Source organism: Actinomadura miaoliensis, assembly GCF_039536785.1.
Classification (GTDB): Bacteria; Actinomycetota; Actinomycetes; order Streptosporangiales; family Streptosporangiaceae; genus Spirillospora; species Spirillospora miaoliensis.
Map to the genome: position 1 here is coordinate 113,856 of NZ_BAAAZG010000006.1, position 15,165 is coordinate 129,020.

Genomic DNA, 15,165 nt, shown 5'->3' on the forward strand with positions numbered 1-15,165 from the left:
ATGAACAGTGCCGTGGAATTCGTCGCGCTCGTCCGCGCCGAGCTGGGTCTCCCGCTGACCGAGGACGACCTGGAACGCGCGCTGCACGAGATCCCGGGCTGGGACTCGGTGCACCTGCTGTGGCTGGTCACCATCCTCGAACAGCGCACCGGCCGCCGGATCAACGTCGTGGACCTGCTGGAGGCCCCCAACCTGAGGTACGTCTACGACCTCGCGGCGAACGAGCAGAGGGTGCGCGATGCCTGCTGAGAACCGTCGTCTTCCGCTGTCGGCGGCGCAGTACGACCTCTGGCTCGCCCAGCGGGTCGGGGCGCCCAGCGCCACGTACAACTCCGGCGAGTTCCTCGACATCCGGGGCCCGGTGGACGAGGCCGCGTTCGCACGCGCCGTCCGCGCGGCCGTCGCCGAGGCGGACGTGCTGAACGTCCGGGTCGTCGAGGACGACGAACGGCCCTGGCAGGTCCCGCACGCCGCCGGGGACTGGGACCTTCCCGTGCTCGACGTCAGCGGGGAGCCCGATCCGGAAGGGGCCGCGCGACGCTGGATGCGCGACGAACTCGCGGCACCGGCCGACCCCCTGCGGGACCGGCTGTTCGCCTTCGCCCTGTTCCGCCTCTCGCCCGACCGGTACTTCTGGTATCAGCGCTACAACCACGTGGTGATGGACGCCTACGGCTGGTCGCTGATCGCCCGCCGCGTCGCCGAGGTCTACACCGCGCTGGTGCTGGGCCGTGAACCGGGGCCGGCGCGGTTCGGCTCACTGCGCGACCTGCTGGAGGAGGAGCACGCCTACCGCGAGTCCGCGGACTTCGCCGCCGACCGCGCGCACTGGACCGAGGGCTTCGCCGACCGGCCCGACCCGGTGACCCTCGGCTCCGGCGCGGCGCCCGGCGAGTTCCGCCGGGACGCGGTGCGGGCACCGCTCGGCGAACGGCTCCGGGACCTGGCACGGCGCGCCGGCACCAACTGGTCCAGCGTGGTCACCGCGGCCACGGCGGCGTACTTCGGACGGCTGACCGACAGCGGCGACACGGTGTTCAGCCTCGCGATGACCGGCCGCATCAGCCCGCTGGCCGGACGCACCCCCGGCACGCTGGCCAACGTCCTGCCGTTCCGGCTGGACGTCTCGCCCGGCGCGACCCTGCTCGACCTCACCGGGCGGGTGCGCGACTCGCTCAGGGACACGGTGCGGCACCAGCGCTTCCGGGGCGAGGACCTGCGGCGGGAGCTCGGCTGGCCCGCCGGGCGGTACTTCGGCCCCGTCCTCAACATCATCGGCTTCGAACGGGTCCTGGACTTCGCCGGCGCCCCCGCGACCGCCCACGACCTGTCCATCCGCCCGGTGGACGAACTGTCGATCGTGGTGCGCGGCGGCGACGAACCGTCCATCGAGTTCGAGACGAACTCCGCCCCCGAGGCCCTCGCCCACCGGGAACCGTTCGTCCGCTTCCTGGAAGCCGTGGTCGCCTCCCCGGACCTCCCGGTGGGCCGCGCGACCCTGCTGAACCAGGCCGGCCGCGACCTGGTGGTGACGCGCTGGGGCGGCACCGGCGGTTCCGGCGGCTCGCTGGTCGACCTGTTCGAGGAACGGGTCGAGGCGGCGCCGGATGCGGTGGCGGTGGTCGAAGAGGGCCGGGTGTGGTCGTACGCGGATCTGGATGTGTTCGCGGATCGTGTGGCACGCGGGCTGGTGGGTCGTGGTGTGGGTCGGGGTGATCTGGTCGGTGTGGTGATGGGCCGGTCGGCTGAGCTGGTCGGTGTGTTGTTGGGTGTGTTGAAGGCGGGGGCCGCGTATGTGCCGGTGGATCCGGGGTGGCCGGAGGCGCGGCGTCAGGCGGTGCTCGCCGGTGTGAACGTGGTGGTGGACGACCCTTCGGAGGTGCCGGCCGAGGGGACCGATGGCGGTCGGGTCCGGGTCCCTGTGGGCGCGGAGGACGCGGCGTATGTGATGTTCACGTCGGGGTCGACCGGTGTGCCCAAGGGGGTCGTGGCCACGCATGGTGGTGTGGCGGGTTTGGCGACGGATGGCGGCTGGGGTGTGGGGGCGGGGGATCGGGTGCTGCTGCACGCGCCCCATGTGTTCGACGCCTCGACCTATGAGATCTGGGTGCCTTTGGTCAGTGGTGGTGCGGTTGTCGTCGCGCCACCCGGGGCGGTCGAAAGCCGTGAGCTACAGCGGCTGATCGACGTGCATGGGTTGTCTCATGTGCATGTGACGGCCGGGTTGCTGGGGTTGCTGGCGGAGGAGTCGCCGGGGTCGTTCGCGGGTGTGCGTGAGGTGTTGACCGGTGGTGATGTGGTTCCGGTTTCGGCGGTGGAGGCGGTGCGGGCGGCCTGTCCGGGTGTGGTGGTGCGGCATCTGTACGGGCCGACCGAGGTGACGCTGTGCGCGACCACCTTCGAGCTGGCCGCGGACGAGGAGTTGGCGGGTGTGCTGCCGATCGGCGGTCCCCGCGACGATGCGCAGGTGTTCGTGCTCGACCGGTATTTGCAGCCCGTCCCGGCTGGAGTGGCGGGTGAGCTGTATGTGGCCGGGGGCGGGCTCGCCCGGGGGTATCTGGGGCAGCCGGGGTTGACGTCGGAGCGGTTTGTGGCGTCCCCGTTCGGGGCCGGGGAGCGGGTGTATCGCACGGGTGACCTGGTGCGGTGGACGCCCGACGGTGACCTGGTGTTCGTGGGGCGTGCGGATGAGCAGGTGAAGATTCGTGGGTTCCGGGTGGAGCCGGGCGAGATCGAGACCGTGCTGGCGGGTCATGAGTCGGTGGGGCGGGCGAGTGTGGTCGCGCGTGAGGACCAGCCGGGCGTCAAGCGTCTGGTGGCCTACGTGGTTCCGGCCAATGGTTCTGTGGATGCCGCTGCTTTGCGGGAGTACGTGGCGGGGCGGTTGCCGGAGTACATGGTTCCGGCGGCGGTGCTGGAGCTGGAGTCGTTGCCGTTGACGGTGAACGGCAAGGTCGACCGCGCGGCGCTGCCCGCCCCGGACTTCGCGGGCCTCGCGGGCGGCAGAGCACCGGCCAACCAGACCGAGGCGGTTCTCTGTGGTCTGTTCGCCGAGGTGCTGGGGTTGGACACGGTCGGCGCGGACGACGGCTTCTTCGCGTTGGGCGGCGACTCGATCATGTCGATGCTGCTGGTGTCGCGGGCGCGCCGCGCGGGGCTGGTGTTCACCGCCCGGCAGGTGTTCGAGCATCGCTCGCCGGCCGGGATGGCGGCTGTGGCCGTTCCCGTCGAAGACGACATCGTTGCCGCCGATCAGGTCGAGGCGACCGGGCGGGTGCCGCTGCTGCCGGTGATGCGGGAGGCGGTCGAGCGATCGGGCGGTATGGCACTGGAGGGCGGATTCTTCCAGTCGATGCTGCTGTCGGTCCCGGCCGGGCTCGACTTCGAGCGTCTTGCCCGCGCGGTCGGGGCCGTCCTGGATCGCCATGACGTGCTGCGCGCCCGGCTCGACGGAACCGAGCTGGTCGTCCCCGAGCCGGGAACGATCTATCCCGCTGGGCTTGTCCGCTGGGTGCCCTGCGAGGGGACGCCGGACGACGAGGTGGTCGACGAGCACACCCGGTCGGCGGTGTCCCGGCTCGATCCGGCGGCCGGGGTGATGACCCAGCTCGTCTGGTTCGACGCGGGCCCCGACGCCGAAGGCACGCTTCTGTGGCTCGTCCATCACCTCGTGGTGGACGGCGTCTCGTGGCGGATTCTGCTGCCTGATCTCGCCGGCGCCTACGACGCGCCGGACGACGAGCTGGAACCGGTGCCGGTTCCGTTCAGGCGCTGGGCCCTGGATCTGGTCCAGCAGGCCGCCAAGGCGGAACGGATCGCGGAGCTGCCGCTGTGGACCGCGATGCTGGACGGCGCCGAGCCGGTGCTCGGAGACCGGCCCCTGGACCCGGACCGCGACGTGGTCGGCACGATGAACACGCGCACGGTCACGCTTCCGCCCGAGGTGACCGCCGAACTGCTGACCCGCGTTCCCGCGGCCTTCCACGCGGGTGTGGACGATGTCCTGCTCGCCGGGCTGACGGCGGCCGTCGCCGACTGGCGGCGGCACAGCGGCGGCGTACTCATCAACGTCGAAGGCCACGGCCGGTCATCTGAGACGCTCGACCTGTCGCGGACCGTCGGCTGGTTCACCGACGTCCATCCGGTCCGACTCGACCCCGGAACGATCGATCTCGCCGACGTGCGAGCCGGCGGCGCCGACGCGGGCCGGCTGCTCAAGCGGATCAAGGAACAACTGCGCGCGATCCCCTCCGACGGCCTCGGCTACGGACTGCTCCGCCACCTCAACCCCGACACCGCCGCCGAACTGGCGGCCCTGCCCACACCGCAGATCGGCTTCAACTACCTCGGCCGCTTCAGCGGCCGCACCGCCGACGCCCCCGCCACATCGTGGCAGCCGGCGGGACGCGGTGGCCTGGTCGGCGGAGCGGACGCGCGGACGCCCGCAGCGCACGTCCTGGAAGCCTCCGGGCTCGTCCACGACCTCCCCGAAGGCCCGGAACTGACCCTGACCCTGGAATGGCCGTCGGAGCTGCTGACCGAAAGCGCGGTCGAGGAACTGGCCGAGGCATGGGCGGCCACGCTGACCGGCCTGGTCGCGCACACCGGCGCCGGGTTCACCCCCTCGGACTTCCCGCTGGTGTCGCTGGCCCAGGACCAGATCGAAGAGCTGGAAGCCGCCGTTCCCGGGCTGATCGACGTGTGGCCGGTGGCGCCCCTCCAGGAGGGGTTGCTGTTCCACTCCGTCTACGACGAGCGGTCCGCCGACGTGTACGTGGGGCAGCGGGCCCTTGACCTCGAAGGTCCCCTGGACACCGCGCGGCTGCGCGGGGCGTGGCAGGCGCTGCTGGACCGGCACGCGAGCCTCCGCGCCGGAGTCCGCCTCCTCGCCGGGTCGCAGGAGATCGTCCAGGCCGTCGCCCGCGAGGTGACGCTTCCCTGGCGCGAGGCCGACCTCTCAGGACTGACCGGGGAAGCGGCGCTCGCGGAGGCCGAACGGCTGGTCGCCGAGGACCACCGGCGGCGGTTCGACCTCGCGACACCCCCGCTGATCCGGTTGCTGCTGGCGAAGCTGGGGCCGCGCCGGTTCCGGATGGTCATCACGATGCACCACATGGTCCTGGACGGCTGGTCGCTGCCGGTGCTCATGGAGGAGCTGTGGGCGCTGTACGAGGCCGGCGGCGAACCGGCGGCGCTGCCCGCCGTCACCTCCTACCGGGAGTACCTGGCGTGGCTGGCCCGGCAGGACCGGAACGCGGCGCGGGCCGCCTGGCAGCAGGCACTGTCCGGGCTCGACGAGCCGACCCTCGTGGCCCCCGCCGTCACGGGAGGCGAGCCGGTCGTGCCGCACCGGGTGGCGGTCCGGGCGGGCGAACCGCTGGCGGCGGCCCTGCGCGAGATGGCCAGGGCGCACGGCCTGACGTTGAACACGGTCGTGCAGGGCGCGTGGGCGGTGCTGGTGGGCAAGCTGACGGGCCGTCGCGACGTGGTGTTCGGCGCGACCGTCTCCGGCCGACCGGCCGAGATCGCGGGCGTCGAGCGCATGCTCGGACTGCTGATCAACACGGTTCCCGTCCGGGTACGGCTGGACCCCGCCGAGACGGTGACCGAACTGCTGGTGCGCGTGCAGGCCGAGCAGGCCGCGTTGCTGGCCCATCGGCATCTCGGACTCACCGACATCCAGCGCCAGGCCGAAGGCGGTGCCGTCTTCGACACGCTGCTGGTCTACGAGAACTACCCGGGAGATCCGTCCGGGCCCACGCGGATCGGCGAGCTGCGTCTTCTCGGCACTCACGTCCAGGACCCCGCGCACTACCCGCTCACGCTCGCGGTCCTGCCGGGCGAGGAACTCGAACTGTCGCTGGACTACCGGCCGGACGTCTTCACCGAGGCCACCGCGCAGGCGTTCTCCGGACACCTGCTGTCGATCCTTGAGCAGTTCGCCGCCTCTCCAGGCAACGGAGTGGGACGGCTCGACATCCTCGACCCGGACGAACGTGAACTCCTGCTCACCGGCTGGAACGCCACCGACGCATCCGTCCCCGACCTGCTGATCCCCGACCAGATCCGGGCGTGGGCGGACCGCACGCCGGACGCGGTGGCGTTGCGGTGCGGCGCTGCGGCCCTGACGTATGCCGAGCTGGAGGAGCGGTCGAACCGGCTGGCCCGGTATCTGCGGGATTCCGGGGTCGGTCGTGAGTCGGTCGTGGGTCTGTGCCTGCCGCGCGGGATCGACGCTGTGGTGGCGATGGTCGGGGTGTGGAAGGCGGGCGCGGCCTATGTGCCGCTGGACCCCGAATATCCGGCTGACCGGCTGGAGTTCATGCTCGCCGACAGCGGCGCCTCCCTGCGGATCGACTCCCTCGATGAACTGATGGCCAACCAGTCCGCCGAGCCCTTGGGTATTGAACTGGATCCGTCCAGCCTGGCGTACGTCATCTACACCTCCGGATCCACGGGCCGTCCCAAGGGTGTGATGGGCCACCACGGCGGCATGGTCAACCTGGTGGAGTCCTTGCGCCCGGTCCTGGGCGCGGCTCCGGGTAAGGCGATCCTGCAGTTCGCGTCGTTCAGCTTCGACGCCTCGGTACTCGATATCGCCGTGGCGTTGTCGTCAGGGGCCACCCTCGTCATCGCGACTACGCAGGAGCGTGCCGAGTCGGCGGCGCTGACGCGGATGCTCAACGAGCGGGGTGTGGATGCGGCGAGTATCGTGCCGTCGCTGTTGAGCGTGCTCGATCCGGCCCAGGTCGAAATCGTGGACCGGTGGGTGCTGGGTGCCGAGCGGTTGTCGGCGGACCTGGCGGCCCGGTGGGCAGGCGGGGATCGGCTGTGGAACACCTACGGCCCGACCGAGACGACCGTCATGGCGACGGTCGGCGTGGTGGACCGCCCTGGCGCTCCGCCTATTGGTCGTCCGATCGGTAACACGCAAGTGTTCGTGTTGGACGAGTTCCTGCGTCCGGTGCCGGTGGGCATGACCGGTGAGTTGTATGTGGCTGGCGCAGGCGTGACGCGCGGGTATGTCAACCGTCCGACGCTGACCGCCGAACGGTTCGTGGCCTCCCCGTTCGCCGCAGGGCGGATGTATCGCACCGGCGACCTGGCCCGCTGGACGCCGGATGGGGCGTTGGAGTTCGTCGGGCGTGCGGACGAGCAGGTGAAGATTCGCGGGTTCCGTGTGGAGCCGGGCGAGGTCGAAGCCGTGCTGACGAAGCACGAGAGCGTCGACCGCGCCGTGGTGCTGGTCCGCGATGAACGCCTGGTCTCCTACGTCGTCCCATCAAACGGCGCTGTCGACGCCGCCGTTCTCCGCGAGCACCTGTCGGCCACTGTGCCCGAGTACATGGTCCCGGCGGCGTTCGTTGAGCTGGAGGCGCTGCCGCTGACGGTCAACGGCAAGCTGGACCGGGCGGCCCTCCCCGCGCCCGACTTCGCGGGCCGGTCGGTCAGTCGGGGGCCTGCCACCCAGGCCGAGGGGATCCTCTGCGGCTTGTTCGCCGAGGTTCTCGGGCTGGAGCGGGTCGGCGCCGAAGACTCGTTCTTCGATCTGGGTGGGGACTCGCTGCTGGCCATGCGGTTGATCGCCCGGATACGGGCGGTCTTCGACACCGAGATCGGCATCCGAACCCTGTTCGCCGAACCCACGGTCGCCGGCGTCGCGAAGGCTGTCACGGCGGGCACGGACCAGGGCCGTCCACCGCTGACGGCCCGTCCCCGGCCGGACAGGCTGCCGCTGTCGTACGGGCAGCAGCGCATGTGGTTCCTCAACCGGCTCGAAGAGGCGGGCGCCTCGTACAACATGCCGTTCGGCCTGCGGCTGTCCGGTGCCCTCGACATCGCGGCGCTTGAGGCGGCACTGCGGGACGTGGCCGACCGGCACGAGACCCTCCGCACCGTCTACCCGGAGGTCGACGGGACTCCCTACCAGCTTCCCTTGGCGGACGGCTATCCCGAACTCGTGATCAACCAGGCGGCCGGTGAGGACGGGCTCAGAGCGCTCCTGGAGATCGAGGCTGGCCGGGGCTTCGACGTGGAGTCCGAACCGCCGTGGCGGGTCCGCCTGGTGGTGCTCGGTGAGAACGAGTACGTCCTGCTCATGGTGGCCCACCACATCGCGGCCGACGGGCTTTCGATGGGCGTCCTGGCCCGTGATCTGGGCGTCGCGTACGCGGCGCGCCGGGCGGGCCGTGCCCCGGACTGGCCGCCGCTGCCGGTCGGGTACGCCGACTACGCGATCTGGCAGCGTGCGGTGCTCGGCGACGGCGACGACCCCGGCAGCGTGATCAGCCGTCAGCTCCGTCACTGGCGGGAGGTGCTGCGAGACCTGCCGGAGGAACTCGTCCTGCCGACCGACCGGCCCCGGCCGTCGGTGGCCACGTTCGAGGGGGCGTCGGTGCCCCTGAACGTCGGCCCCGAGACCCATGCCGGTCTGCTGCGGGCGGCGCAGCGCGGCGGCGCGACGGTGTTCATGGTGGTGCAGGCGGCGCTGGCTGCGGTGCTGGCGCGGATGGGCGCGGGCACCGACGTTCCGATCGGCACGGTGGTGGCGGGCCGGGGTGACGCCGCGCTGGACGGGCTGACGGGGTTCTTCGTCAACACGCTCGTGCTGCGCACCGACGTCAGCGGCAATCCCTCGTTCACCGAGTTGCTGGCTCGCGTCCGTGAGACCGACCTCGCCGCCTACGCCCACCAGGATCTGCCGTTCGAACGGCTGGTGGAGGATCTCAACCCGGCGCGGTCGCTGGTGCGGCATCCGCTGTTCCAGGTCATGCTCGCCTATGGCAACGTCCCGCCGATCCGGTGGGAGCTGCCGGGGCTGAGCGTGAGGCCGATGCAGTCGGACTCCCTGCCGCCGACGGTGGTGGGTGCCCGCTTCGACTTGTCCATCATGCTGGCCGAGCACGCGTCCGGGCTCGAAGGCAGCATCCAGTACCCGACCGACCTGTTCGACGAGAGCACCGTCCGCGCGCTGGCCGACCGGCTGGTCCGGGTGCTGGAGCAGGTGGCGGCCGAGCCCGAAGCACCAATGGACCGGCTGGAAATCCTCGATCCCGCCGAGCGCGAACTGCTGATCGAAGGATGGAATGCCACCGCTCGGCCGGTGCCGGGGGGTTCGCTGGTGGATCGGTTCGCCGAGTGGGTGGCTCGTTCGCCCGAGGCGACGGCGGTGGTGGGTGCCGATGGCTCGTGGACATTCACAGAGCTGGACGCGGCGAGTAATCGGGTCGCGCATGAGCTGGTGGCTCGTGGTGTGCGGCGTGGTGATCTGGTGGGTGTGGTGGTGGAGCGGTCGGCCGAGCTGGTGGCGGTGCTGCTGGGTGTGTTGAAGGCCGGTGCGGGTTACGTGCCGGTCGACCCCGGCTATCCGTCCACACGGATCGAGCTGATGCTCACCGACGCGCGTCCGGCCCTCGTGATCTGTGCGGAGCGGACACGGCATGTCGTCCCGGACGGAACGCCGGTGTTCGTCCTGGGTGACCTGGACGGCCGGCCGGTTGCGGCGCCGAACGTGGCGGTCTCGGCTGACGACGTGGCCTATGTGATCTTCACGTCGGGTTCGACGGGTGTGCCGAAGGGTGTGGCGGTCCCGCATGGCGGCGTGGTGAATCTGGTGGCTGCTCAGTCCGAGGGTTTCGGGGTGGGCTGTGACGCGCGGGTGTTGCAGTTCGCGTCGTTGGGTTTTGACGCGGCGGTTTCTGAGGTGTTCGTGGCGTTGTTGTCGGGTGCGGCGGTGGTGATGGTGGACGTGCCGGGCGGTGACCTGGCGGGGGTCGTCGCGTCGTATGCGGTGACGCATGTGACGGTGCCGCCTTCGGTGCTGGGTGTGGTGGACGACCTGCCTGCCGGGGTGACGCTGGTGGTGGCCGGGGAGGCGTGTCCGCCGTGGCTGGCGCGGCGCTGGTCGGCCGGTCGCCGGTTCATCAACGCCTACGGTCCGACCGAGACAACGGTGTGCGCGACCATGACCGACCCGCTGACCGGCGGAGACGTCGTCCCCATCGGCCGTCCCATCACCAACACCCAGGTGTTCGTGCTGGACGAGTTCCTGCGTCCGGTGCCGGTGGGGGTGACGGGTGAGCTGTACGTGGCCGGCGCCGGGGTGGCTCACGGGTACGTCAACCGTCCCGGCCTGACCGCCGAGCGGTTCATGGCGTGCCCGTTCGGCACAGGCGGCCGGATGTACCGCACCGGTGACCTGGCGCGGTGGACGCCAGACGGTGAGCTGGTGTTCGCCGGGCGAGCCGACGAGCAGGTGAAGATCCGCGGGTTCCGGATCGAGCTGGGAGAGGTCGAGACGGTGCTGGCGGCCCATGAGGACGTCGCTCAGGTCGCGGTCGTGGCCAGGGAGGACCGTCCAGGCGACAAACGCCTGGTCGCCTACACCGTCCCGGCCGCGAACCGTTCCGCGGGTGCGGCGGCGCTGCGCGAGTACGTCGCCGAGCGGTTACCCGACCACATGGTCCCGGCCGCCGTGGTGGAACTCGACGCGCTCCCCGTCACCGCCAACGGCAAGCTCGACCGCACCGCCCTACCCGCCCCCGACTACGGCGGACGCGCGGGCGGACGGGCCCCGCTGAACGCCACGGAAGAGGTCGTGTGCGGCCTGTTCGCCGAGGTCCTGGGCTTGGAGCGGGTCGGGGCGGAGGACTCGTTCTTCGAGCTGGGCGGTGACTCGCTGCTGGCGATGCGGCTGCTCGCCCGCGTGCGGGCGGTCTTCGACGCCGAGATCGGCATCCGGGCGTTGTTCGCCGCGCCTTCGGCGGCGGGCGTGGCGCGGGCCGTCTCGGCGAAGGACGGCGCGGGACGTGCCGCGCTCACCGCGCGTCCCCGTCCGGACCGGGTGCCGCTCTCCTTCGGCCAGCAGCGCATGTGGTTCCTGAACCGGCTGGAGAAGGAGGGGACGGGCGCGGGCTACAACCTTCCGCTGGCGCTGCGCCTGTCGGGCAGGCTGGACGTGACGGCGCTGGAGGCGGCGCTGGCGGACCTCGCCGACCGGCACGAGACCCTCCGCACGATCTTCCCCGACGACGGTGACACGCCCCACCAGCGGATCCTGGCGGGCACGGCCGGACATCCCCGCCTGGAGGCCGTCCGGATCGCCGCGGAGGACCTCGGAACCGCTCTTGCCGCCGACGCCAACGTCCGCTTCGACCTCGCCCGCGAGCTGCCCTGGCGGGCCCGGCTGCTCGTGCTGGACGACGACGAGCACGTCCTGAGCGTCGTCGCCCACCACATCGCGGTGGACGGCTGGTCCATGAGCGTCCTGGCCCGTGATCTGGGCGTCGCGTACGCGGCGCGCCGGGCGGGCCGCGCCCCGGACTGGCCGCCGCTGCCGGTCGGGTACGCCGACTACGCGATCTGGCAGCGTGCGGTGCTCGGCGACCTGGACGATCCGAACAGCCTGATCAGCGGCCAGCTCGGTTACTGGCGCGACGCCCTGGCGGGTGCTCCGGAAGAACTCGTCCTGCCGACCGACCGGCCCCGCCCGGTCACGGCGTCGTTCCGGGCCGGGACGGTCCCGATGGACGTCGACCCCGAGACCCACGCCGGTCTGCTGCGGGTGGCGCAGCGCGGCGGCGCGACCGCGTTCATGGTGGTGCAGGCCGCGTTGGCGGCGCTGCTCGCACGGCTCGGCGCGGGCACCGACATCCCGATCGGGACGGCGGTGGCGGGCCGTGGCGACGCCGCCCTGGACGGGCTGACCGGCTTCTTCGTCAACACGCTCGTGCTGCGGACCGACGTCAGCGGCAATCCGTCCTTCCTCGATCTGCTGGCCCGGGTCCGCGAGACCGACCTCGCCGCCTACGCCCACCAGGACCTGCCGTTCGAACGGCTCGTCGACGACCTCAGCCCGACCCGCTCGCTGGTCCGGCATCCGCTGTTCCAGGTCATGCTCGCCTTCGGGAACATCCCCTCGGCCTCCTGGACGCTGCCGGGCCTCCAGGTCGAACCCCTGCCCCTGCAGGAGGGCACCGAGGCGGCCCGCGTCGACCTGTCGCTCTCGCTGGCCGAACACCGGGACGCCGACGGCGCGCCGGCCGGCCTGGAGGGCGGGCTGCACTACGCCGCCGACCTGTTCGACGAGTCCACCGTCCGCGCGCTGGCCGACCGGCTCACCCGGGTGCTCCGACAGGTCGTGGCCGCCCCCGAGCTGCCCGTCGACCGGCTCGACATCCTGGACCCGGCCGAACGGCACACGGTCGTCGAGGGATGGAATGCCACCGCTCGGCCGGTGCCGGGGGGTTCGCTGGTGGATCGGTTCGCCGAGTGGGTGGGTCGTTCGCCCGAGGCGACGGCGGTGGTGGGTGCTGATGGCTCGTGGACGTTCGCGGAGCTGGACGCGGCGAGTAATCGGGTCGCGCATGAGCTGGTGGCTCGTGGTGTGCGGCGTGGTGATCTGGTGGGTGTGGTGGTGGAGCGGTCGGCCGAGCTGGTGGCGGTGCTGCTGGGTGTGTTGAAGGCCGGTGCGGGTTACGTGCCGGTCGACCCCGGCTATCCGTCCACACGGATCGAGCTGATGCTGGCCGACGCCCGCCCGACGGTCGTCGTCTGCGGGCCCGCCACGCGGAACGTCGTCCCCGAGGGAACACCGGTGTTCGTCCTGGGGGACCTGGACGGCCGGCCGGTCGCGGCGCCGAACGTGGCGGTCTCGGCTGACGACGTGGCTTATGTGATCTTCACGTCGGGTTCGACGGGTGTGCCGAAGGGTGTGGCGGTCCCGCACGGTGGCGTGGTGAATCTGGTGGCTGCTCAGTCCGAGGGCTTCGGTGTGGAGGCCGGGGCGCGGGTGTTGCAGTTCGCGTCGTTGGGTTTTGATGCGGCGGTTTCTGAGGTGTTCGTGGCGTTGTTGTCGGGTGCGGCGGTGGTGATGGTGGACGTGCCCGGCGGTGACCTGGCCGGGGTGGTGGAGTCGCATGGGGTGACGCATGTGACGGTGCCGCCTTCGGTGCTGGGTGTGATGGACGCCCTGCCAGGTGGGGTGACGCTGGTGGTGGCCGGGGAGGCGTGTCCGCCGTGGCTGGCGCGGCGCTGGTCGGCCGGCCGTCGGTTCATCAACGCCTACGGTCCGACCGAGACGACGGTGTGCGCGACCATGACCGGCCCGCTGACCGGCGGAGACGTCGTCCCCATCGGCCGTCCGATCACCAACACCCAGGTCTTCGTGCTGGACGAATTCATGCGCCCCGTCCCGGCCGGCGTGACCGGCGAGATGTATGTCGCGGGCGTCCAGCTCGCCCACGGATACCTGCGTCGGGCCGGCCTGACCGCGGGGCGTTTCGTGGCCTGCCCGTTCGGGACGGGTGAGCGGATGTACCGGACCGGTGACCTGGCGCGGTGGACGCCAGACGGTGAGCTGGTGTTCGCCGGGCGCGCCGACGAGCAGGTGAAGATCCGCGGGTTCCGGATCGAGCTGGGAGAGGTCGAGACGGTGCTGGCGGCGCATGAGGACGTCGCTCAGGTCGCGGTCGTGGCCAGGGAGGACCGTCCAGGCGACAAACGTTTGGTCGCCTACACCGTCCCGGCCGCGAACCGTTCCGCGGGTGCGGCGGCGCTGCGCGAGTACGTCGCCGAGCGGTTACCCGACCACATGGTCCCGGCCGCCGTGGTGGAACTCGACGCGCTCCCCGTCACCGCCAACGGCAAGCTCGACCGCACCGCCCTACCCGCCCCCGACTTCGCCGACCGCGCCGAGGGACGCGCCCCCGCCACGCCCGCCGAAACCCTGCTGTGCGAGCTGTTCGCCGAGGTGCTCGGCGTGGAACAGGCCGGCGCCGACGACTCCTTCTTCGAACTCGGCGGCGATTCCATCCTCGCGATCCTCCTGGTGTCCAAGGCCCGCCGCGCCGGGCTGCAGATCACCACCACGCAGCTGTTCCAACTCCGCTCGCCCGCCGGGCTCGCCACCGTCGCCGAAGCCGTCACCGGGGCCCACGAGGAGCCCACGGCCGCGGCCGAAGCGGTCGGCCGGGCACCGCTGACCCCGGTGATGCGCGAGCTGGCCGAACGGTCGGGGCGCACGGCACTGGAAGGCGGCTTCTTCCAGTCGATGCGGCTGGCCGTCCCCGCCGGGATCAGCCTCGATCGTCTCGTCGCCGCGCTGGGCGCGGTCATGGACCGCCATGACGTGCTGCGCGCCCGGCTGGAGGAGCCGTGGGAACTGGTGATCCTCGAGCCGGGCACCGTGGACGTCGCCGCGCTGGTCCACCGCGTCACGGCCGAAGCCTCGGAGCAGGCCGTCGCCGAACAGCTTCGCCTGGCCGGCACCCGGCTCGACCCGGCGGCCGGGGTGATGACCCAGATCGTCTGGTTCGACGCGGGCCCCGACACCGAGGGAACGCTGCTCTGGCTCGTCCACCATCTCGCCGTGGACGGCGTGTCCTGGCGGGTGCTGCTGCCCGACCTCGCCGACGCCTACGAGAAACCGGACGAGCCCCTGGATCCCGTGCCGGTGTCGTTCCGCAGCTGGGCCCTGGCACTGTCCGCCGAGGCGCGCGGCTCCGAGCGGACGGCCGAGCTGCCGTTGTGGAAGGCGATGCTCGACCACCCCGAACCACCGCTCGGCGGGCGGCCGCTGGACCCGGCTCGCGACCTGCTCACCCGGATGCGCCGGGTGACGGTGACCGTCCCGCCCGAGACGACCGGCGCGCTGCTGACGCGCGTCCCCGCCGCCTTCCACGCGGGAATGGACGATGTCCTGCTCGCCGCGCTGGCCGCCGCGCTCACCGAGACCCGCGGCACCACCGGCGTGCTGGTGGACGTCGAAGGCCACGGCCGGGTCGCCCTGTCCGACGACATGGACCTGTCCCGGACCGTCGGCTGGTTCACCAGCGCCCATCCCGTCCGTCTCGACACCGGGCCGATCGACCCCGCCGGCGTGCGCGCCGGCGGCCCGGACGCCGGGGAGCTGATCAAGAGGGTGAAGGAGCAGCTGCGCGCGGTCCCGTCCGACGGGCTCGGCTACGGCCTGCTCCGCCACCTCAACCCCGGCACCGCCGCCGAACTGGCGGGGCTGCCGGTGCCGCAGATCGGCTTCAACTACCTCGGCCGTTTCACCGGCGGCACCGCCGGCGGCGCCCGCGCCGCCTGGCGGCAGGTCGGCGAGGGCGGCGGCGCCGACCCCGCGATGGCGGCCCCGCACGCGCTGGAGCTCACCGGCCTGGT

Annotated in this window: 2 protein-coding genes (1 of these 2 cut by a window edge); both read left to right on the plus strand. The window is 71.8% G+C overall.

The annotated features are described in order from the left end of the window. Complete coding sequence (locus ABD811_RS08040; protein ID WP_344943167.1) at positions 1 to 249, plus strand: acyl carrier protein; 249 nt, start codon at positions 1 to 3, stop codon at positions 247 to 249. Continuing rightward, a protein-coding gene (locus ABD811_RS08045) for an amino acid adenylation domain-containing protein (protein ID WP_344943171.1) crosses the window boundary here: on the plus strand, positions 239 to 15,165 show its 5' portion. It continues 244 nt past the right edge of the window; only the first 14,927 of its 15,171 coding nucleotides appear in the window; the start codon lies at positions 239 to 241; the stop codon falls past the right edge of the window. The genes ABD811_RS08040 and ABD811_RS08045 overlap by 11 nt, the downstream gene beginning before the upstream one ends.

Excerpts from the sequence above, each read along its gene's own strand:
- ABD811_RS08040 (WP_344943167.1), top strand. The coding sequence starts at position 1 with ATGAACAGTGCCGTGGAATTCGTCGCGCTCGTCCGCGCCGAGCTGGGT.